This window comes from Vibrio sp. AIC-3 (assembly GCF_013114515.1).
In the GTDB taxonomy this organism is placed as follows: domain Bacteria; phylum Pseudomonadota; class Gammaproteobacteria; order Enterobacterales; family Vibrionaceae; genus Vibrio; species Vibrio crassostreae_C.
Genome location: NZ_VTXG01000010.1, coordinates 19,324 through 41,352, shown reverse-complemented (window position 1 = coordinate 41,352; position 22,029 = coordinate 19,324). Strand labels below are relative to the sequence as shown.

The following is a 22,029-nucleotide window of genomic DNA, read 5'->3' as shown; positions in this document are numbered from 1 at the left end:
GATGTTTAGCAAAAAATGAATCAGTACTTACATTGTAGGGATTAGGTACTAACTCCAGAAAGCCGATACTTCGTGTATCGGCTTTTTCTTTTTCTGCTCACTTTATAAAAAGATAAACAAAGGGTTGTTTTTAAAATTTTATTTGATAATAATTATCATTAACATCCAATAAAGAGATGCAGATGATGATGAAAGAGCAGCAGGTTCTCTATTCGAGATTTTACAAAGCACAGGATCGCTTTGCTTCATTAGAACAAGTTCAAGGCCATGAGCCGTTTGTAATTCGAGAGTATATCGAGTGTGCACTGACGCTTTCGGCTTACTATGAAAAGCATGCCGCTCAAGAAAACATCTTGTTGTGCGAGCTGTATCTACGCCAAGTTTTCTTTCATTTGATTGAAGCGATTGAGTCTCCTCAGCGCAGTTTCGCCTTTCGTCATATCTGCCTAGACTCTATTCACTCACCACTATTTTATTTGAAGCGCCACTACTGCCAGCAACCTCAAGGCCAAGCGCGTTTTTTGAATCTCAGCCAAACACTAAAACAAGTCCAAGCCCCACTTGGCTAACAAGGATAGAACATGACCCTACAATTTCGGATTGAAAAAGACAGCATGGGCGAAGTGAAAGTCCCTGCCGATGCGCTATACCAAGCACAAACTCAGCGTGCAGCGGATAACTTCGCGTTTAGCTCTCACAAGATGCCGACCAGTTTTATTCAAGCACTGGCGTTAATTAAACAGGCAGCGGCAGATACCAATGCTCAGTTAGGTCTACTGGAAGGTGATATTGCCAACGCGATAGCCGAAGCCAGCCAAGAGATCATTGAGGGTAAACACCTCGATCAATTCCCTATCGATGTCTACCAAACCGGTTCAGGTACCAGTTCCAACATGAATGCCAATGAAGTGATTGCTACGCTTGCCTCAAGAAGCTTGCAAGGCGACGTGAACCCCAATGATCACGTCAACATGGGCCAAAGCAGTAACGATGTGGTGCCAACCGCAATTCAAGTGAGCGTTGCTTTGATGGCTGAAAATAAGCTATTACCTGCATTAACTCACCTTTCTGAAGCACTCACTATCAAGCAACAGGAACTTGCAGAGGTCGTGAAGACCGGCCGCACTCATCTAATGGATGCGATGCCAATGACCTTTGCTCAAGAGCTAGGTGGTTGGAAATTTCAGATAGAACACGCTAAGCAAGCAATAGAGAACACCCTGCCCGCTATCAAGGCTTTAGCACAAGGTGGTACTGCGGTTGGAACAGGGATCAATGCTGACCCACGCTTTGCCGATAAGTTTGCGAGTAACCTGTCTCAATCGACAAAGATCAGTTTTAGCTCGAGTGAAAACTTCTTTTTTAACCTCAGCAGTCAAGACGCGATCGTTGCGCTGTCAGGTCAGCTCAAAACGGCAGCAGTTGCGATCATGAAGATCTCAAACGATCTTCGCTGGATGAACTCTGGGCCGTTGGCTGGCTTAGGGGAAATTGAATTACAGGCTCTACAACCAGGCTCATCGATCATGCCTGGCAAGGTAAATCCTGTGATTCCAGAAGCTGCAGCTATGGCGGCGGCGCAAATCATTGGCAACGACACCACCATTACCGTAGCCGGACAATCAGGTAACTTCCAACTTAATGTGATGCTGCCAGTGATTGCTCATAACGTGTTGGAAAGTATTGAGTTATTGGCAAACAGCTCAGTCGCTTTAGCGGACAAAGCCATCGCGACCTTCACGGTACGCCAAGACAATCTCGATTTGGCACTGTCAAAGAACCCAATCCTAGTGACCGCACTTAACCCTGTGATTGGCTACTTGAAGGCGGCTGATATTGCCAAGAAAGCTTACAAAGAAGGCTTACCAATTCTGGATGTCGCAGAAAGAGAAACCGATCTTAGCCGAGAAGAGCTCAGTAAACTGCTTGATCCAACCACACTGACACAAGGTGGCATTGCTGGTTAGTTATTGAATTAACAAGCGAATCGGCGTTCGCAAAAAAAACAGAGACAAAAAAGGCCTCATCTGAGGCCTTTTCACTATCCGCTCACGAACGTACTAATCCGAGCCTGTTAACCCAAACTAGCTCACTCGATTCAAGACCGCTCTTAACTTAAGTGGCTTCACTGGCTTGGCAATAAAGCGAAAGCTGTTGGCCTTTATCGCTGCCAACATGTCATCGGTTCTATCGGCACTAATGATGACCCCTTCAAAAGAGTCTCCGAGGCGCAAGCGACACTGCTGCAGGACTTCGAGACCCGTTCTGCCATTATCTAAACGGTAATCAGAGAAAATCACATCAGGTAGCCAACCCTCATCTAGGCACTGCAAGCTTTCGACCAAATCAACCGCCGTCTTAACCTCACAGCCCCAACGTCCGATCAGGTTTTCCATACCGACTAAGATTTCTCGTTCATTATCGACACACAATATCTTGAGATGTTCGATGTCGCTGGTCGCCATTGGCGTCGAAGCTTGCACAACTGGAGCCACTTTTTCCGCTCTAGCTAAGGTGATGGAAAAGACACTGCCTTGCCCCGGCCATGAGCGCATCGATATTTGATGACCAAGCACATGGGCAATACCTTTGGAGATGGCTAATCCTAGCCCTAACCCCTGATCAGCACGCACTTGGCTACCACGAGTAAATTCTTCGAAGATCTCTTGTTGCTTGTCTTCATCGATACCGGTTCCGTTATCCCACACATCAATTCTAACCTGACCATTCACTCGTCTCGCACCCAGTACTACTTTCCCTTCCGGGTTGTAACGAAACGCATTGGTCAAAAAGTTCTGAATCACTCGTCTTAATAATTTAGGGTCAGAATGAATGAACAATGACGATGGGATCATTTGAAACTGGATTTTTTGTTGTATCGCTAAAGCGCTAAATTCCGCATTCAAATTGGTTAGTACATCATGCACGGCAATCGCATGAATGTTGGTTTCTAACTTACCGGATTCCAAGCGCGAGATATCCAACAAATCACCAATCAGATCTTCAGCCGCACCAAGGGCACTCTCGATGTGGGATGAAAGCTGTTTGACCTCTTGTTCTTTGGCGACCTCAGATAGCGAAGAAGCAAACAAGCGAGCAGCATTTAATGGCTGCATCAAATCGTGACTCACAGCCGCAAGAAAACGACTCTTGGATTGTGATTCTTGGTCAGAGATTTGCGTCGCCTTTACCAAGCGATGGTTAAGCTTCTCGAGTTCTTGAGTTCGTTCATGAACTCTCGATTCCAAACTTTCGTTAGCATCTTTTAGCGCTTGCTCTGCTTGTCGGAATACCGTGATGTCGGTAAAGCTCATCACAAAGCCACCGCTTGGCATCGGATTACCTTGCACCTCAATCACTCGACCATCAGGACGAATACGAGAAGAGGTGTGTCGTGTTCCTTGCTCAAGGTGATAAACACGGCGGCGAACGTGATCTTCCGGGTCACCCGGGCCACACAAACCTTGTTCAGCATTATGACGAATCACATCTGAAATGGGTCGACCAACCTGAATCAAGCCAGCAGGGAACTCAAACAGTTCTAAGTAACGTTGATTCCACGCCACCAGCCTCATTTGTTTGTCGATTACTGCAATACCTTGGCCAATATGTTCAATCGCGCCTTGCAGTAAACCACGGCTGAAGTCGTACAGTTCCGAAGCTTCATCCACGATGGTCGCGACTTCTTCAAGCTGCATGTTTCTTCCCTGTAAAGCGGAAGTAAGTACTAACTTAGCAGACGAAGCACCGAATACTCCGGCGAGCACGCGCTCTGCGTGTCGAATCAGACTTGCAGGCGCTTGTTGATTAGGAAGCAGCGGCTGACCGTGTTGTTGCCAATAGCTGTGTAAGGCACTTTTCGCACGTTTGCGACCCACAAAACGCGACGCCAGCATCTCTAATTCAGCGACCGTCACTCGGTTCTGGTAAAGGCTGATATTCTCGTTTTCAGGCAGCGGCGTGCCAACAAATGCTGCTGATTGTAAGCGCTCACTTAGGCTTGGCCTGGTCGACATCGAAACTACGGCATAGCACAAGGTATTAAGTACAATACTCAGCACAATGCCCCAGTTTGAACTGCTGATATTCCAGCTACTGAGCAGTTCTGGCGGCGTGATAATCCACAGTAAAAGGTTACTTTCACTGTCGCCAGCCAACATGCTGGTTTGGCTCATCAAGGTAATCAGCCAAATCAACGAGCCCACCATTAAGCCGACATACACGCCCTTGCGGTTACCCGGGCGCCAGTACAAACCACCAATAAGTGCTGGCGCGAATTGAGCAATCGCCGCAAAGGAAAGAAAGCCAATCGCTGACAGTGAATGGATGGTATCGAGCGCTTGATAAAACAGCCAAGCACCCAGTAACAGCAGTAAAATTAGCCCGCGGCGAATCACCAATAGCAGGCCAGAAAAGTGTCGATGGGTTCTTTGGGTTAGGCGCATACGGCGCAGTAACAGTGGCATCACTAAATCATTCGACACCATGATCGCCAAGGCGATGGTCGACACTATCACCATGCCACTTGCCGCAGACGTACCACCAAGGAAAGCCAGCAAGGCAATGTGATTAGCGCCTTCTGACATTGGCACACTGATCACATAGGTATCCGCTGGCATACCAGTAAGTAGTCCTTGTCCTGCCCAAGCAATTGGCAGCACGAACAGTCCCATCAAAATCAGGTAAAGCGGAAACAACCAACGAGCGGTATGCAGGTCTTGAGGACGTTCGTTCTCTACCACCATGGTATGGAACTGGCGTGGCAGACAGACAATCGCCAACATGGTTAAAACGGTATGAATAATTAAGGTCGGAATATTGGGTGATTCGTAGGTGGAAGCCGCCACATCAAGCAAGTCGATCTTGTCGCTGCTCATCGCCAGATACATGATGAATAGGCCAACGATCAGGAATGCCGCGAGCTTAACGATGGATTCAAACGCCACCGCCATCATCATGCCACGGTGATGCTCTGTGTTATCAATGTGTCTTGTACCAAACAGCATGGTGAAAATAGCCAAAGCACCGACCACAAACCAAGACACATGATAGTCCTGATAACCGAAGTCAGCCGCTAGGTTGGGTGCAACAATATCCAACCCCATGGTAATACCACGCAGTTGCAGAGCAATATAAGGAAGGATACCAACCACGGCGATAACCGTCACCGCCACCGCTAAGCCCTGAGATTTTCCATAACGAGCCGCGATAAAGTCGGCAATGGAGGTGATATGTTCCCGCTTCGCAATCAGGATCAGCCGCGCCAAGATCCGCCAGCCTAGTGTAAAGACTAGAATCGGGGCGAGGTAAATGGGTAAAAAAGACCAAGGGTTGTTACTCGCCTGCCCGACCGTTCCATAGAAGGTCCAAGAGGTACAATACACGGCAATCGAAAGGCTATAGATCCACGGGCGCCAACGCGATAGCCAACGAACCTGCCTGTCTCCATACCAAGCGATCAGAAATAACACGCCCAAGTAGGCTAAAGAGACTGGAATTACTATCCATCCTTGCATTGAAAACCCTTTTTTCATCCATAAAAAAACCTCTCCATAAGGGAGAGGTTTCATTTAACTAAGGATGGGTGATTAACTCAATCGCATCGCTTAAATTCTGTGCTTTAGACTCTAATTATCAGCATTTGCTGTGAGATTCTGACTGTTCCGAATCTGATTGATTAATCTCAACCACTGAACTTCTTTCATCCAACTTAATGAACAGAGCAAGTGCACCCATAGCAGCCATACCCCAGAAGATATTTGCACCCCAAAGCTCATAACCCCAACCACTTAAGGTGGTCATCAGTGCAATAAAGGCACCTAATGGAATCGCGTTATACAGAGCTTGTAGCGCAACCATCTTGTTTTGTTCTTCAGATTGGATGTATTGAATCGCGGCGATGTGTGCCATGGCAAAGGTCACGCCATGCAGTAGCTGCACCATAACCAGTGCGAAAATCGCTGTCGTTGATGCGGTAATACCCCAACGCGCCATCACCCCAATAGCCGCGACGACAAACAAAGTACGCAGTGACCAGCCTGAGAATAATCGCTTACTCAGAGCAAATACGGCCACTTCAGCAACAACACCTAAACTCCACAAGTAACCGATGATAGCTTCTGAGTGACCCGCTTCTTTCCAATAAATCGCACTAAAACTGTAGTAAGCCGCATGACTACCTTGCAGCAGCGCCATCAAGGCTAAAAACTTTACCACTGACGACTCACGCAGCAGTTCACCTAGTTTTGGTCGCGCCGCTTGTTGCTCAGATTGCGTTACTGGCATCACGTTAGGATTTCTCATCGCCAGAATTAATGACAACAACACGCCCGCAAGTGCAGTATACAAAATCATGTCGGTGCCAAATTGTGCCACCAAATAGCCAACAACCGTTGAACCTACGATAAAGGCAATTGAGCCCCAAAGGCGAGTTCGGCCGTAGTCGAGCATTTTCAAACGACTGTAATGGTTAGCCATCGCATCAGAAAGAGGAATGATCGGCCCACAACAGAGGTTAAACAGTACCGTTGCCAACAACATCAGTATAAAACTGCCACCGGTGAAGAAGTGGAAACCGACAAACAGCAGCGCAGCGAAACTCAAACAGCGTAGCGCTGGCATCAAGTGTTCCACTTTATGGATACGCGGCGTAATCACTAAGTTGGCCACACAACGAGTCGCAAAGCCGATACCAATCAATACGCCAATATCACCAGCAGACACGCCTTGGTCTTCAAACCACAACGCCCAAAATGGCAAATACACGCCATACGCAAAAAAGAAACCAAGAAAATACTGAGAGATCCAGCCATAGGGTGAAGGGCTAAACATAAATGACCTATAAAGTGTGCGGAAAAAGGCAGCACCAATTATGCCTATCTCGCATACGATGAAAAAGGGAATTATTACTGGGATAGTATTCCCATATTCAATGGGTCTGGATATCGCATTTCAACAAGAGATTTCACGCTCATCAATACTCATACTCGCATTTAGACTAAAGTCGTCTGGAGCTTCGCTGGTATTTTGTCAGACTGATTAAAGACTCCCATTTCTTCTTGTGATGCTTATGCCTGACAAATTTAATATGCAGCACCCGCCCTTCGATAGCCTGTCCGACGCCGAACAGTTGAAGCTTCGCTCTTCATTAGACGTGGTGTATTACCGCTCTCAAGAAGTGATACTGGAAGCTGAAAGGCCGAGCCGACACCTGCATATTTTGATCAAAGGAGCTGTTGAAGAGCGCGCGAGCAGTGATGGTGAGATTTACGCACACTATGCCAATGACGATATTTTTGATGTCCGCAGCCAGTTTGAACCCCACACCAAACACCAATATATCGCACTCGAAGATACATTAAGTTATCTGCTGCCCACCGATATTTTTCTTGAGCTTTACCACGCCAATGGCCAATTCGCTGCCTACTTTGATAGCAACCTATCAACACGAAAAGCTTTGATAGAAGCCGCCCAGCAGCAACAGAATCTTGCCGAGTTTATATTAACCAAAGTGGATGACTCTATCTATCACCCACCACTGATACTTGAACCAAACCAACCGATCAACCAAGTCACTCAAACCCTTAAAGAACAAGGGTTAGACTCGGCCCTAGTCCATTTGGAACATAATGATCCAAAAGCTTTTGGATCATCATGTTCCTTGTCGTATGGAATCGTCACTCGAACCAATTTATTGCATGCTGTGATGCTCGATAATTTCACACTAGATGCGCCTGTCGGTGAGATCGCAACGTTTCCGGTGATGCACGTGAACCAAGGCGATTTCTTATTTAACGCCATGATTACCATGACCAGAAATCGAGTAAAAAGGTTGATGGTTTGTGATGGTAAAAATGCGGTCGGCATGGTGGATATGACACAGATTCTCAGTGCATTCTCCACACACTCCCACGTTCTTACTTTGCGTATTGCGCGCGCCACCAGCGTTGAAGAATTGGCAATGGCATCCAACAAACAACGTCAACTGGTCGAGAGCTTGCTCAGTAATGGGATTCGCACACGCTTTATCATGGAGCTGATTTCTGCGGTCAACGAACAGATCATAGAGAAGGCTTTTGAGTTGGTGATCCCACCTGCACTGCATAATCATTGCTGCCTAATCGTGTTGGGTTCCGAAGGCCGTGGGGAACAAATTCTCAAAACCGATCAAGACAACGCGCTCATAATTCAAGATGGCTTGGAGTGGCATCAATGCCAAAGTGCCATGAACGACCTCACTCATACCCTTCAACAATTGGGTTACCCACTGTGCCCGGGCAACGTGATGGTCAACAATCCGAAATGGGTGCATTCAGAGCAAGAGTGGAAACAAACCCTTACCCATTGGGTAAAAAAAGCCACGCCAGACACCGTGATGGATATCGCGATCATGGCAGATGCACACGCAGTAGCGGGGAATAGAGAGTTATTAAAACCTGTAAAGCAGCACCTCAGTGATTTAATGCTCGGACAAGAATTGATTCTGACGGAGTTCTGCCGCCCGGCGCTGAACTTCTCAGTTCCCCTGACCCTGTTTGGTAATGTGAAGCAATCCAAGTCCGGACTCGATATCAAACAAGGCGGTATTTTCCCTATCGTGCATGGTGTGAGAGCGCTTTGCCTAGAACATGGTGTCACGGTCAACAACACCTTCGAACGCATTGAGCAGCTGGTCAGCAAGAAAGTATTAGAGCAAAGTACTGCCGATAATCTCAGTGAAGCACTCAAGCAATTCTTTAAGTGGCGCTTAGCCCAAAGGCTTTCTCAGCAGCACAGCAGCAACAAGATTAACGTCAAACTGATGGAACGAGCAGACAGGGATCTGCTTCGTCATAGCCTGCACGTGGTGAAGAAATTCAAGCAATGGCTCGGCTACCACTATCAGATACGGGATTAGGCATTGAACGATGAATAGGTTGGTTCGCTATTACTGGCATCACAAGCTCAAAGGCTCCCTCTATCAGCCTCTGTTTACTGCGCCTATTGATCATGAATATGTATCGCTCGATTGTGAAACCACCAGCCTAGATCCCAATCAGGCAGAATTAGTTACCATTGCCGCGACCAAGATCATCGGTAACCGAATCATTACCAGCCAACCTTTTGAAGTCCGGTTGCGCGCCCCCCAATCGCTCGATTGCAATTCAATAAAAATCCACCGTATCCGTCATCAAGATCTAAAGCACGGCATCGAAGAAAAACAGGCTTTAATCGAGCTACTGAACTTCATTGGAAATCGTCCTTTAGTCGGCTATCACATCCGCTATGATAAAAAAATTCTCGACCGCGCCTGTTTAAAACAGCTTGGATTTCCACTGCCTAACCGATTAGTCGAAGTGAGCCAACTCTATCAAGACAAACTCGAAAGACAGCTGCCCAATGCCTATTTTGATCTCAGTATGGACGCCATCTGTCGCCAACTCGATTTACCTATCCCGGTCAATAAACATGATGCATTACAAGACGCTATCTCCGCTGCGCTGATCTTTGTGCGCCTGAAACATGGTGACCTTCCCCGTTTCAACTCTTCTTATTCTTAATTCAACCACTGGCGCTTCACATAGAGAGCAATATCGCAAAAATGAACTTAACTCGCTATTTTGTAAGTGAAAAGCAGCGTCTCATCCTAAAGTCTAATTGTGGAAATCGCCGTCCTAGCCGAGAGTGATAACACAAAGACGGTTCTGTAATAGACCTAGAAACTGAACACAAAGGAAGTTGCCAGTTCATTAGGAATGTAGGCACAAGGAGAGATGCAATGAGTGAAGCCCACGTTTATCCGGTAAAAGAAAATATTAAATCAACCACACACGCGGATAATGACACTTACCTAGCCATGTACCAGCAATCTGTTTCTGACCCTGAAGGCTTTTGGGGTGAACACGGAAAAATCGTTGATTGGATCAAACCTTTCACACAAGTAAAAAACACCTCTTTCGACCCTGGCCACATTGATATTCGCTGGTTTGAAGATGGCACGCTTAACGTTTCGGCTAACTGTATCGACCGCCACCTTGCTGAGCGCGGTGATGAAGTCGCTATCATCTGGGAAGGCGATGACCCGGCAGATGATAAAACTCTAACTTTTAATGAACTGCATAAAGAAGTGTGCCTGTTTTCGAATGCTCTAAAAGAGCAAGGCGTGCGCAAAGGTGATGTGGTTTGTTTATACATGCCAATGGTGCCAGAAGCGGCAGTAGCCATGCTGGCGTGTACCCGTATCGGTGCGGTTCACACAGTCGTATTTGGTGGTTTCTCACCAGAAGCACTGTCTGGTCGTATTATCGATTCAAATTCTAAAGTCGTTATCACTGCCGATGAAGGCGTGCGTGGCGGCCGTGCTGTTCCACTGAAAAAGAATGTCGATGAAGCACTGACGAACCCTGAAGTGAAAAACATCGAGAAGGTTGTTGTATTCAAACGCACTGGCGGTGATGTGGCATGGCACGAACATCGCGATGTGTGGTGGCACGATGCTATTGCTAATGTATCTGCAGATTGCCCACCAGAAGAGATGAACGCAGAAGATCCACTATTCATCCTTTATACGTCAGGCTCAACGGGTAAACCTAAAGGTGTTATGCACACCACAGGTGGTTACCTTGTTTATGCAGCGATGACATTCAAATACGTGTTCGATTACCAAGAAGGCGAGACTTTCTGGTGTACAGCCGATGTGGGCTGGATTACGGGTCACACATACCTTGTTTACGGGCCACTAGCTAATGGTGCAAAAACTATTTTGTTTGAAGGCGTGCCAAACTACCCGAACACAAGCCGTATGAGTGAAGTGGTCGATAAGCACCAAGTGAATATTCTTTACACAGCACCAACTGCGATTCGTGCATTGATGGCGAAAGGCAATGAAGCCGTTGAAGGCACATCTCGTGACAGCCTAAGAATCATGGGCTCAGTGGGTGAACCGATTAACCCTGAAGCTTGGGAGTGGTACTACAAAACGATTGGTAACGAACAGTCTCCAATTGTCGATACTTGGTGGCAAACAGAAACGGGCGGCATCTTAATCGCACCGCTACCGGGCGCAACCGATCTAAAACCAGGTTCAGCGACGCGTCCATTCTTCGGTGTGCAACCTGCGTTAGTTGATAACATGGGTAATATCATTGAGGGTGCAACAGACGGCAACCTAGTCATTCTAGACTCTTGGCCAGGCCAAATGCGTACCGTTCATGGCGATCATGACCGCTTCGAACAGACTTACTTCTCTACATTTAAGGGCATGTACTTCACCAGTGACGGCGCTCGTCGCGATGAAGACGGTTACTACTGGATTACTGGTCGTGTCGATGACGTACTTAACGTCTCTGGTCACCGTATGGGTACTGCTGAGATTGAATCTGCTCTAGTAGCGTTCGATAAGATTGCAGAGGCTGCGATTGTCGGTATCCCTCATGATATTAAAGGCCAAGCAATTTACGCTTACATCACGCTGAATGATGGTGAGTTCCCAACCGCAGAGCTTCATAAAGAAGTGAAAGACTGGGTACGTAAAGAAATTGGACCAATTGCAACGCCAGATGTACTGCACTGGACTGACTCTCTGCCAAAAACTCGTTCAGGTAAAATCATGCGTCGTATCCTGCGTAAGATTGCTACCGGAGATACAGGTAACCTAGGTGATACCTCAACACTAGCCGACCCAAGCGTGGTTGATAAGCTGATTGCTGAGAAAGCAGAACTGGCATAAGCAACCCGTTACACTCTGAATTACTGTTTAAAACAGACCTTACCTAAACCGTCACCTATGTGGCGGTTTTTTTATGGCTGATCTTGATCTCAAATATCCTCGACAAAATTAAGGCTATGACGCTTTTTTGTTAAGTTGGTAACAATTCCACGCTGTATCAATAGGAGATTAGACCAGTAAATTGCTGCGATTTGCGCTGAATTAGCTATAATCTGGTTCTAATTTTTAAATTTGGGTTTTTTTCACTGGAAATTAACCGCAAATTTTCAATAAAATGGCAACATTCACGTTCGTAAACACGATAAAGGAAGATAGCCCCACGATGTCTACAAAGTTTCGCATTCTAGTTTTAAATGGCCCAAACCTTAACCTGTTAGGCCTTAGAGAGCCCGCACACTACGGTTCTCAAACACTTGACCAGATTATTAGCTCACTGACCGAGCAAGCGAAAGCACACGATGTTGAGCTATCTCACTTACAGTCAAATCGTGAGTACGAACTGATTGAAGCTATCCATAGTGCTTATCAAAATGTTGATTTTATTATTATCAACCCAGCAGCCTTTACACATACCAGTGTGGCACTGCGTGATGCACTACTTGGCGTTGCCATACCATTTATTGAGGTTCATCTATCGAATGTTCACGCGCGTGAACCATTCCGTCACCACTCTTACCTATCTGATAAAGCAGAAGGTGTGATTTGTGGCTTAGGTGCCCAAGGTTATCAATTTGCTTTGACCGCTGCGCTCAGCAAGCTCAACTCAAAGTAAACATAAACAACGAACTATTACTAACCTACTCAGTCATAGAGTAAGTTCAATTAACAGATAAAGAGAAAGAAACAATGGATATTCGCAAAATCAAAAAGCTAATCGAATTGGTTGAAGAGTCTGGTATTTCTGAGCTAGAAATCTCTGAAGGTGAAGAGTCAGTACGAATCAGTCGTAACAGCACTGCACCTGTAGCACCTGTTCAATATGCAGCTGCTCCAGCACCTGTAGCGGCAGCAGCTCCTGCGGCGGCACCTGTAGCAGCAGAAGCAGCAGCTCCTGCAGTTCCAGCTGGTCACCAAGTTCTTTCTCCAATGGTTGGTACTTTCTACGGCGCTCCAAGCCCAGACGCAAAACCATTCGTTAAAGTTGGTCAATCTGTAACTGCTGGCGAAACGCTATGTATCGTTGAAGCAATGAAAATGATGAACCAAATCGAAGCTGATAAATCTGGTGTTGTAACAGCTATCCTAGTTGAAGACGGTCAACCAGTAGAATTCGACCAAGCTCTAGTAATTATCGAATAATAGAGAGCACTCATTATGTTAGATAAATTAGTAATCGCGAACCGTGGTGAGATTGCACTACGTATTCTGCGTGCATGTAAAGAGCTTGGCATTAAAACGGTAGCGGTTCACTCAACTGCTGACCGTGACCTTAAGCACGTACTGCTTGCAGACGAAACCATTTGTATCGGTCCAGCTCGTGGTATCGATAGCTACCTAAACATCCCTCGTATCATCAGCGCAGCTGAAGTTACAGGTGCAGTAGCTGTTCACCCTGGCTACGGCTTCCTATCTGAAAATGCAGACTTTGCAGAACAGGTAGAGCGCAGTGGCTTTATCTTCGTTGGCCCTAAAGCTGAAACCATTCGCATGATGGGTGACAAAGTGTCAGCTATCACGTCAATGAAGAAAGCTGGCGTACCTTGTGTACCAGGTTCTGACGGCCCTCTTGACGACGACGAAGCAAAAAACAAAGCGCACGCTAAACGCATTGGCTTCCCAGTTATCATCAAGGCATCTGGCGGCGGCGGCGGTCGTGGTATGCGTGTTGTTCGTTCTGAAGCAGAATTAACAGAAGCTATCGCGATGACTCGTGCTGAAGCAAAAGCATGTTTCAACAACGACATGGTTTACATGGAGAAATTCCTAGAAAACCCACGTCACATTGAAGTACAAGTGCTTGCAGATGGCCAAGGTAATGCTATCCACCTAGGTGAGCGTGACTGTTCAATGCAACGTCGTCACCAGAAAGTTGTGGAAGAAGCGCCAGCTCCAGGTATCACTGAAGAGATGCGTAAGTACATTGGCGAACGTTGTACTCGTGCATGTATTGAGATCGGTTACCGCGGTGCAGGTACATTTGAATTCCTATACGAGAACGGTGAATTCTACTTCATCGAAATGAACACTCGTATCCAGGTTGAACACACGATTACTGAAATGGTAACGGGTATCGACCTAGTGAAAGAACAGCTACGTATTGCAGCTGGTCAGCCTCTATCATTCACTCAGGATGACATTAAGCTGCGTGGCCACTCAATCGAATGTCGTATCAATGCTGAAGATCCAGTTCGTTTCCTACCTTCACCAGGTAAGATTGAACGTTTCCACGCACCAGGCGGCATGGGCGTACGTTGGGAATCTCACATCTACACGGGTTACACAGTGCCACCACACTACGATTCAATGATTGGTAAGCTGATCACTTACGGTGAGAACCGTGATGTTGCTATCGCTCGTATGAAGAACGCATTGGGTGAAATGATTGTTGAAGGTATTAACGTTAATACTGAGCTTCAACTGTCTATTATGAACGACGAAAACTTCCAACACGGTGGTGCAAACATCCACTACCTTGAGAAGAAACTTGGTTTGTCATAATCCGTTCGTTTAAGAACAGTCAAAATGCTCACTTCGGTGAGCATTTTTGTTTTTGAACCGCCGAAAAAATCAATCTTTAATCCCCATTATATTCCGTGGGGTTTTGGTGAATTTGCTCATATTTTCTGCTAGACTCGCCATCCAATTTTTCTCATATAGAAGATGCAGCCATGCCTTGGATTCAAATCAAGCTTAATGCTACCAATGAAAATGCCGAACAAATCGGCGACATGTTAATGGAAGAGACTGGTGCTCTTTCTGTAACTTTCCTGGATGCACGAGATACCCCTGTATTTGAGCCTCTGCCAGGCGAAACTCGCCTTTGGGGTGATACTGACATTCTCGCGCTTTACGACGCTGAGACTGATACTGGTGTCGTTCTAGCGCAGATTAAAGCAAGCAACATGTTCCCTGCAGACTTTGCTCATAAAGTAGAGCAAATTGAAGACAAGGATTGGGAGCGTGAATGGATGGACAACTTCCACCCAATGAAGTTTGGTGAGCGTTTATGGATCTGCCCTAGCTGGCGCGATATCCCTGAACCTGACGCTGTTAACGTAATGCTAGACCCTGGCCTTGCATTTGGTACAGGTACTCACCCGACAACGGCATTGTGTCTTGAGTGGCTTGAAGGCTTAGACCTTGCAGGCAAAACCGTGATCGACTTCGGTTGTGGCTCAGGCATCCTAGCGATCGCTGCGATCAAACTAGGCGCAGCAAAAGTTATCGGGATCGACATTGATCCTCAAGCTCTGCTTGCATCAAAAGACAACGCACAACGCAATGGCGTTGCTGAGCAACTAGAGGTGTTCTTGCCACAAGATCAACCGGAAGGTTTGCTAGCAGACGTTGTTGTTGCCAACATTCTTGCGGGTCCATTACGCGACCTTTCTGGCATCATCAAGGGCCTAGTTAAGCCAAATGGTGTACTTGCGATGTCGGGTGTTTTAGATACACAAGCAGAAGATGTTGCCACTTATTATCGTGATGAGCTTCACATTGATCCGATCATCGAACAACAAGAATGGTGTCGAATCTCAGGTCGCAAGCAAGGCTAGACAAGACTTTGGGCGCTAATTGACTGAAATTTAAACAAATTACAAAAACAAATTGTAAATGCTCAAATATTAGTCTTTTCACGCAGCGAAAAAATGCGTAAAATGCGCGCCCTTGCTGGTACAGAACTGTGATGACATTTTTGAAAATCGGAAATTATCAACTTAAGAACAATCTAATCGTCGCTCCTATGGCTGGCGTAACGGATAGACCATTCCGTGAGTTGTGTCTTCGCTACGGTGCGGGGATGGCAGTCAGTGAAATGATGTCCTCCAATCCGAAAGTTTGGAAAACGTCAAAGTCTCAGCAGCGTATGGTACATGAAGGCGAATCGGGCATTCGTTCAGTACAAATCGCTGGTGCAGATCCACAGCTTATGGCCGAGGCTGCTCAATTTAATGTCGATAACGGTGCGCAAATCATCGATATCAACATGGGTTGTCCAGCCAAAAAAGTGAATAAGAAGCTTGCGGGCTCAGCCTTACTGCAGCATCCAGAACTCATTGAAGACATTCTGAAAGCGGTGGTAAATGCTGTCGACGTTCCAGTAACGTTGAAAACGCGCACAGGCTGGGATACAGACAATAGAAACTGTGTCCAAATCGCGAAAATAGCCGAAGACTGCGGCATACAAGCTCTTGCGCTCCATGGAAGAACTCGCGCTTGTATGTACAAAGGTGAGGCAGAATACAAACACATTAAAGCAGCGAAACAAGCAGTATCTATTCCGGTTATCGCTAACGGTGATATCGATAGTCCGGAAAAAGCGAAGTTTGTGCTGGAGTACACCGGCGCTGATGCTTTAATGATAGGTCGACCTGCCCAAGGACGTCCTTGGATTTTTAACGAAATCCTACACTATTTGGAAAACGGCACCACGATGGACCCACTCCCGATTTCGGAAGTGAAAGACATCATGCTTGGTCATGTGCACGCTCTACATGAATTTTATGGAGAGTTTTTAGGCCCTCGCATCGCTCGTAAGCATGTGGGTTGGTATCTAAAAGAACATGAACAAGCGAGTGAGTTTCGCCGTACCTTCAACGCATTCGAAGCAGGTGATCTGCAGCTTGAAGCGCTAGAAGGTTTTTTTGATAACGTTGCACCATAATTACGAGAAGAGCTAGACCGAATATGTTCGAACAAAATCTGACTTCAGAAGCATTGACAGTAACTACAGTTACATCACAAGACCAAATCACGCAGAAGCCACTACGTGACTCAGTTAAAGCATCATTGAAAAATTACCTTGCTCAATTAAACGGTCAAGAAGTCAGCGAGTTATACGAATTAGTATTAGCTGAAGTTGAACAGCCACTACTAGACACTATCATGCAGTACACTCGCGGTAACCAAACTCGCGCAGCAACCATGATGGGTATTAACCGCGGTACTCTTCGCAAGAAACTTAAAAAATACGGCATGAACTAATCGTTCTTTCGTAATTTATTGAATTGAAAGCCAAGCTCATTGTTGAGTTTGGCTTTTTTTTGGCTTGTCGATCCGTGATAGTGGCTGATTACTCTCCAGTGCGACAACAGCGACCTTTGTCGACGTTTGCTGAGTCCAAGGCTGCTAGAATCGAACAATGGCTTGCATCATCGTCTACGTGACCACAACACGCATCATTAATCTTTTTAAGTGCGGTGCGAATCTTAGTTAACTCGGTAATCTTCTCATCAATCATCTCTAGCTTTGCTGAGGTAATCGACTTCACTTCAGCGCAACTGTGCTGTGTGGCCTCGAGGCGAATCTCAAGCAATTCTTTAATCTCGTCCAAACTCAGCCCCAACGCTTTAGATTTGAGAATAAACGTCACCTGTTTCTGGTTATTTTCATCATATAGGCGATAACCCGAGTCACTGCGACTGGCTGGCGCGATCAGGTTATTCTTCTCATAAAATCGCAAGGTATCGGCTGTCACACCGCATCGCTTCGCTAATTCACCGATCTGAAACATGTTTTTTCCTACTGTTTCGTCCATTCCACAATTAACCTTATCGTTACTTTTCAGGCTGAAATGGCACTTTTCATAATTAATTTTGAGATGCCAAACGATTGCGCGAGCTTTTTTGTAATAAATTAGTTAGAATCTGCGCCATCAAATTTGGAGTTGGTTATCTTATAGCTTAATCATAAGACTAACCCAAAAGGTCTTTACCAAAACTGGCCAATATTTTATCTCTTACTGGTATCTAAGATAATCCACGCTAAGAAGATAGAAACAAGTTCTTTTTTGGCAAATATCTTTATTTTAACCCCATGAATTTGAGGAAGATGGAAGCATGAATAACGCTAGTCCAATTCGCCGCGCTCTAATCAGCGTATCAGACAAAACTGGTATCGTTGAATTTGCACAAGCTCTTGCTAACCGTGGTGTAGATATCCTATCTACCGGTGGCACTGCTCGCCTGCTTGCTGAAAAAGGCATCTCTGTTACAGAAGTATCTGACTACACTGGTTTCCCAGAAATGATGGATGGCCGTGTTAAGACTCTGCACCCAAAAGTTCATGGTGGTGTTCTAGGCCGTCGTGGCCAAGATGATGACGTGATGGAAACTCACGGTATCAACCCTATCGATATGGTTGTTGTAAACCTATACCCATTCGCAGAAACCGTTGCTAAAGAAGGTTGTACCCTTGCTGATGCTGTTGAGAACATCGACATCGGCGGCCCTACAATGGTTCGCTCTGCAGCGAAAAACCACAAAGACGTAACGATCGTTGTTAACGCACACGACTACGAGCGCGTTGTCGCTGAAATGGACGCGAACGATAAATCTCTAACACTAGAGACTCGCTTCGACCTCGCTATCGCAGCATTCGAGCACACCGCTTCTTACGACGGCATGATCGCAAACTACTTCGGCACTATGGTTCCATCTTACGGTGAGAACAAAGAAGGTGACGAACCTTCTCCTGAAAACAAGAGCAAATTCCCTCGCACGTTCAACCAACAGTTCGAGAAAAAGCAAGACATGCGCTACGGTGAGAACAGCCACCAGGCAGCCGCATTCTACGTTGAAGCAAACCCTGAAGAAGCATCAGTTTCTACAGCTCGCCAGATTCAAGGTAAAGCCCTTTCTTACAACAACATCGCTGACACCGACGCAGCACTTGAGTGTGTGAAAGAGTTCGACCAGCCAGCATGTGTGATCGTTAAGCACGCTAACCCATGTGGTGTTGCACTAGGTGAAGACATCCTAGAAGCTTACGACCGTGCATTCAAAACAGACCCAACGTCTGCATTTGGCGGCATCATCGCTTTCAACCGTGAGCTAGACGCTGCAACAGCAACGGCTATCACTGAGCGTCAATTCGTTGAAGTTATCATTGCACCATCAGTTTCTGCTGAAGCAGTAGCAATCGTAGCGGCTAAGAAAAACCTTCGCCTACTTGAGTGTGGTGAGTGGACAACGAAGACAACTGGCTTTGACGTTAAACGCGTTAACGGTGGTTTGCTAGTTCAAGACCGCGACCAAGGCATGGTGTCTGAAGATGACCTTAAAGTGGTTTCTAAGCGCCAACCTACAGCTGAAGAATTGAAAGATGCTCTATTCTGCTGGAAAGTAGCGAAATACGTTAAATCTAACGCTATCGTTTACTCGAAAGGCGACATGACAATTGGTGTTGGCGCTGGCCAAATGAGCCGCGTTTACTCTGCGAAAATCGCAGGCATCAAAGCTGCAGACGAAGGTCTACAGGTTGAAGGCTGTGTGATGGCATCAGATGCATTCTTCCCATTCCGTGACGGTATCGACGCGGCTGCAGAGGCTGGCATCAAGTGTGTTATCCAACCGGGCGGCTCTATGCGTGATGACGAAGTTATCGCAGCAGCAGACGAACACGGCATGGCGATGATCTTTACGGGCATGCGTCACTTCCGCCACTAATCAAAACAAGGCTCTAGGTTTTCCTAGAGCCTTTTTTATTCGTTTAACCGTTCATTAATGTTGGCGTTTTTATCATCAACATTAAGAGAAATTTTAATTTTTAGAGCAAAATCAGATTGCCTAGTTCAAGGAAAACACGCGGAGCTTATGACAATAAGTGAGCATGTTTGACGCCGAAATCGGCAATCTGATGAAGCTATCAAAGGTAAAATAAAATGAATGTACTAATTATTGGTGCCGGCGGTCGTGAGCATGCACTTGGTTGGAAAGCAGCACAAAACCCAAACGTTGAAACAGTATTCATCGCTCCAGGTAACGCAGGTACTGCACTTGAGCCAAAACTAGAGAACGTAAACATCGGCGTTGAAGACATCGCTGGTTTAGTCGCGTTTGCTCAAGATAAAAAAATCGAACTGACTATCGTGGGCCCTGAAGCACCATTGGTTATCGGTGTGGTTGATGCATTCCGCGAAGTAGGTTTGCCAATCTTCGGCCCTACTAAAGCTGCAGCACAGCTTGAAGGCTCTAAAGCATTCACTAAAGACTTCCTAGCTCGTCATGATATCCCAACAGGTTACTACTCAAACTTCACTGAGATTGAGCCAGCTATCGCTTACGTTCGCGAGCAAGGCGCTCCTATCGTAGTGAAAGCTGACGGTCTTGCGGCAGGTAAAGGCGTTATCGTTGCGATGACCCTTGAAGAAGCAGAAGACGCAATCAAAGACATGCTAGCGGGCAACGCCTTTGGCGAAGCAGGCAGCCGCGTTGTTATCGAAGAGTTCCTCGAAGGCGAAGAAGCAAGCTTCATCGTAATGGTTGACGGCTCTAGCGTGCTTCCTATGGCCACCAGCCAAGATCACAAACGTGTTGGCGACAAAGACACTGGGCCGAACACGGGCGGCATGGGTGCTTACTCTCCTGCGCCGGTTGTAACTCCAGAAATCCACAACCGTATCCTTGAGGAAGTTATCTACCCAACGGTACGTGGTATGGACGCAGAAGGCGCACCTTACACAGGTTTCCTTTACGCTGGCCTAATGATCGATGCTGACGGCACACCTAAAGTTATCGAATACAACTGCCGCTTTGGCGACCCTGAAACGCAACCTATCATGATGCGTATGGAGTCAGACCTTGTTGAACTTTGCCTAATGGCTATCGACGAGAAGCTCGACGAAGCAGAATCGAAGTGGGATCCACGCGCTTCTATCGGTGTTGTTCTTGCGGCTGGCGGTTACCCTGCTGACTACGCAAAAGGTGACGTTATTTCACTACCAACAAGCGAAGTTGAAGGCCAAAAGGTTTTCCACGCGGGTACGACAAATAATGAAGCTGGCGACGTTGTGACAAACGGCGGTCGTGTACTTTGTGCAACAGCACTGGGCAATACGGTTTCTGAGGCTCAAGAGCGCGCTTACGCGTTGACGAAGCAAGTTAGCTGGAATGGTATGTTCCACCGCAATGATATTGGTTACCGTGCGATTGCGCGCGAGCAAGAGCAGTAATCAATTTGGTTACTCGCTTACTTTTCATAATAGTAAGCAAATGACAGTAAGCGAATAACAACAAAAGGCGCCTCAATAGGCGCCTTTTTTATTACTCAATCTTTCTAGGAATCCGCGTCTGTACAGACAAATCAGCACTTGGCCTACAGTAGGCCAAATACTCTCAATCCTTTGATTACTCGCTATTCTTTCAACAATGATGGCCTAACGACACAATCATGACTGTCTTCAGCCAGCATCAGTAACTCTTCTACGCTCATCTTACCGAGTAAGTCACTGCCAAGAAACGCCGCATAGCTTTCCACAGACGCCAATCGGTCAATCACGAAGCCTGGCAAGGTCTGGTTAAATTCAATGCGATCAAACTCACCACCAGCGCACGTTTTAAAAGAGCTGCCATTCCAGTAACCCTGAATCAGCCTAAGCCCTTCATCATGCTGCTTCGTTGTGGTCTCTAGAACCGACGTCGCTTCTTTCTGATAGTTTTCAAGCTGCTTGGCTTGGATAGGTAAGATTTTGCTATCAATACGATACTGTTGATACACAGCTTCGCCTGACTTATTGAAACGCACATGGACTCGATAGGGAACCAGCTCATTAGAAGAGTTACGCTGCTCGCCTTCACGAATGAATTCACGAAGCACGCCTTCTGACCAAGCATAATCAGTTTGGTACCAGCCGTAATCGCCGACAGTGACGTAGTCAGCTGAAGTATGAGGTTGTGTTAGCTTGTTTGTAACCCAGTAGAAACTCGTCGCGTCGCCCATGACTTGGCCGCCAGTGTGAGTTTCAAATTGCTCTAGGTTTTTGCGAGGGCTTGTTGAAGAACAGCCAATAAGAAATGTAGATAATAGTGAAACGAGAAGAAATGCTTTTTTCATAAAAACCTGTACCGAGGTGGAATACGACTACCTCGGTACAGTTTAGATTATTTCACTGAATCTTTCAGCGCTTTACCTGCAACAAATGCTGGAACATTTGCAGCAGCGATTTGGATCTCATCACCAGTTTTTGGGTTACGACCAGTGCGAGCTGCACGGTGGTTTACTTTAAAAGTACCAAAACCAATTAGCTGAACTTGATCGCCATCTTTAAGAGCATCTGTAACACCGCCAAGAGTCGCTTCTAGAGCAGCTTTAGCTTGTGCTTTAGAAAGGTCCGCTTTTTCAGCAATAAAGTCGATTAATTGAGTCTTGTTCATTTTAGGTTT

General features: G+C 46.4%; 18 protein-coding genes. 13 read left to right on the top strand and 5 right to left on the bottom strand.

The features are described from left to right. Positions 1 to 182: 182 nt before the first annotated feature. Together F0229_RS09300 and F0229_RS09295 are read left to right on the top strand one after the other, a co-directional pair. Positions 183 to 569 carry a hypothetical protein gene (locus tag F0229_RS09300; protein ID WP_017068852.1) on the top strand — a complete coding sequence of 129 codons (387 nt, stop codon included), beginning with the start codon at positions 183 to 185 and terminating at the stop codon, positions 567 to 569. Between the two features lie 12 nt (positions 570 to 581). Beyond that, the gene (locus F0229_RS09295) at positions 582 to 1,967 is read left to right on the top strand and encodes a lyase family protein (protein ID WP_171732705.1); all 1,386 of its coding nucleotides are present in this window, start codon (positions 582 to 584) and stop codon (positions 1,965 to 1,967) included. A 117-nt stretch (positions 1,968 to 2,084) separates the two neighbouring features. Here the strand turns inward: F0229_RS09295 and F0229_RS09290 are convergent, their stop codons facing one another. Next, positions 2,085 to 5,516 carry a PAS domain-containing hybrid sensor histidine kinase/response regulator gene (locus F0229_RS09290; RefSeq protein ID WP_171732704.1) on the bottom strand — a complete coding sequence of 1,144 codons (3,432 nt, stop codon included), beginning with the start codon at positions 5,514 to 5,516 and terminating at the stop codon, positions 2,085 to 2,087. Between the two features lie 118 nt (positions 5,517 to 5,634). Beyond that, positions 5,635 to 6,831 carry a 3-phenylpropionate MFS transporter gene (locus F0229_RS09285; protein WP_171732703.1) on the bottom strand — a complete coding sequence of 399 codons (1,197 nt, stop codon included), beginning with the start codon at positions 6,829 to 6,831 and terminating at the stop codon, positions 5,635 to 5,637. Between the two features lie 232 nt (positions 6,832 to 7,063). On the opposite strand from F0229_RS09285, the gene F0229_RS09280 reads away from it, so the two are divergent. From F0229_RS09280 to fis, 9 genes are all read left to right on the top strand, one after another. Continuing rightward, positions 7,064 to 8,896 (top strand): DUF294 nucleotidyltransferase-like domain-containing protein, encoded by a 1,833-nt coding sequence (locus F0229_RS09280; protein WP_102429028.1) that lies wholly within the window; start codon positions 7,064 to 7,066, stop codon positions 8,894 to 8,896. Positions 8,897 to 8,906: 10 nt separating this feature from the next. Further along, positions 8,907 to 9,539, top strand: a complete 633-nt coding sequence (locus F0229_RS09275) for a 3'-5' exonuclease (protein WP_017062708.1) — start codon at positions 8,907 to 8,909, stop codon at positions 9,537 to 9,539. A gap of 218 nt (positions 9,540 to 9,757) precedes the next feature. Continuing rightward, entirely contained in the window at positions 9,758 to 11,707 is a 1,950-nt protein-coding gene (acs, locus tag F0229_RS09270) for an acetate--CoA ligase (protein WP_009844693.1), read from the top strand. A gap of 322 nt (positions 11,708 to 12,029) precedes the next feature. Then, positions 12,030 to 12,479 (top strand): type II 3-dehydroquinate dehydratase, encoded by a 450-nt coding sequence (gene aroQ / locus F0229_RS09265; RefSeq protein WP_010435475.1) that lies wholly within the window; start codon positions 12,030 to 12,032, stop codon positions 12,477 to 12,479. A 74-nt stretch (positions 12,480 to 12,553) separates the two neighbouring features. Next, complete coding sequence (gene accB / locus F0229_RS09260; RefSeq protein ID WP_017062707.1) at positions 12,554 to 13,006, top strand: acetyl-CoA carboxylase biotin carboxyl carrier protein; 453 nt, start codon at positions 12,554 to 12,556, stop codon at positions 13,004 to 13,006. Positions 13,007 to 13,021: 15 nt separating this feature from the next. Then, positions 13,022 to 14,365, top strand: coding sequence for an acetyl-CoA carboxylase biotin carboxylase subunit (gene accC / locus F0229_RS09255; RefSeq protein WP_017062706.1), 1,344 nt, complete (start codon positions 13,022 to 13,024; stop codon positions 14,363 to 14,365). Between the two features lie 170 nt (positions 14,366 to 14,535). Beyond that, on the top strand, positions 14,536 to 15,423 hold the full coding sequence (prmA, locus tag F0229_RS09250; RefSeq protein ID WP_171732702.1) for a 50S ribosomal protein L11 methyltransferase: 888 nt from the start codon (positions 14,536 to 14,538) through the stop codon (positions 15,421 to 15,423). Between the two features lie 140 nt (positions 15,424 to 15,563). After that, complete coding sequence (gene dusB / locus F0229_RS09245; protein ID WP_032546269.1) at positions 15,564 to 16,532, top strand: tRNA dihydrouridine synthase DusB; 969 nt, start codon at positions 15,564 to 15,566, stop codon at positions 16,530 to 16,532. Positions 16,533 to 16,555: 23 nt separating this feature from the next. Next, positions 16,556 to 16,852 (top strand): DNA-binding transcriptional regulator Fis, encoded by a 297-nt coding sequence (gene fis, locus F0229_RS09240; RefSeq protein WP_004729744.1) that lies wholly within the window; start codon positions 16,556 to 16,558, stop codon positions 16,850 to 16,852. Positions 16,853 to 16,940: 88 nt separating this feature from the next. On the opposite strand, the gene zntR is transcribed toward fis, so the two are convergent. Next, positions 16,941 to 17,381 (bottom strand): Zn(2+)-responsive transcriptional regulator, encoded by a 441-nt coding sequence (gene zntR / locus F0229_RS09235; protein WP_017062704.1) that lies wholly within the window; start codon positions 17,379 to 17,381, stop codon positions 16,941 to 16,943. Positions 17,382 to 17,706: 325 nt separating this feature from the next. On the opposite strand from zntR, the gene purH reads away from it, so the two are divergent. Both purH and purD read left to right on the top strand, forming a co-directional pair. Next, positions 17,707 to 19,314: a bifunctional phosphoribosylaminoimidazolecarboxamide formyltransferase/IMP cyclohydrolase gene (purH, locus tag F0229_RS09230; RefSeq protein ID WP_171732701.1), complete on the top strand. Its 1,608-nt coding sequence runs from the start codon at positions 17,707 to 17,709 to the stop codon at positions 19,312 to 19,314. A gap of 215 nt (positions 19,315 to 19,529) precedes the next feature. Beyond that, entirely contained in the window at positions 19,530 to 20,819 is a 1,290-nt protein-coding gene (gene purD, locus F0229_RS09225) for a phosphoribosylamine--glycine ligase (protein ID WP_171732700.1), read from the top strand. Between the two features lie 182 nt (positions 20,820 to 21,001). Here the strand turns inward: purD and F0229_RS09220 are convergent, their stop codons facing one another. After that, the gene (locus tag F0229_RS09220; RefSeq protein WP_137001879.1) at positions 21,002 to 21,700 is read right to left on the bottom strand and encodes a DUF1481 domain-containing protein; all 699 of its coding nucleotides are present in this window, start codon (positions 21,698 to 21,700) and stop codon (positions 21,002 to 21,004) included. Between the two features lie 47 nt (positions 21,701 to 21,747). After that, on the bottom strand, positions 21,748 to 22,020 hold the full coding sequence (hupA, locus tag F0229_RS09215) for a nucleoid-associated protein HU-alpha (protein WP_004729753.1): 273 nt from the start codon (positions 22,018 to 22,020) through the stop codon (positions 21,748 to 21,750). Positions 22,021 to 22,029: the final 9 nt, after the last annotated feature.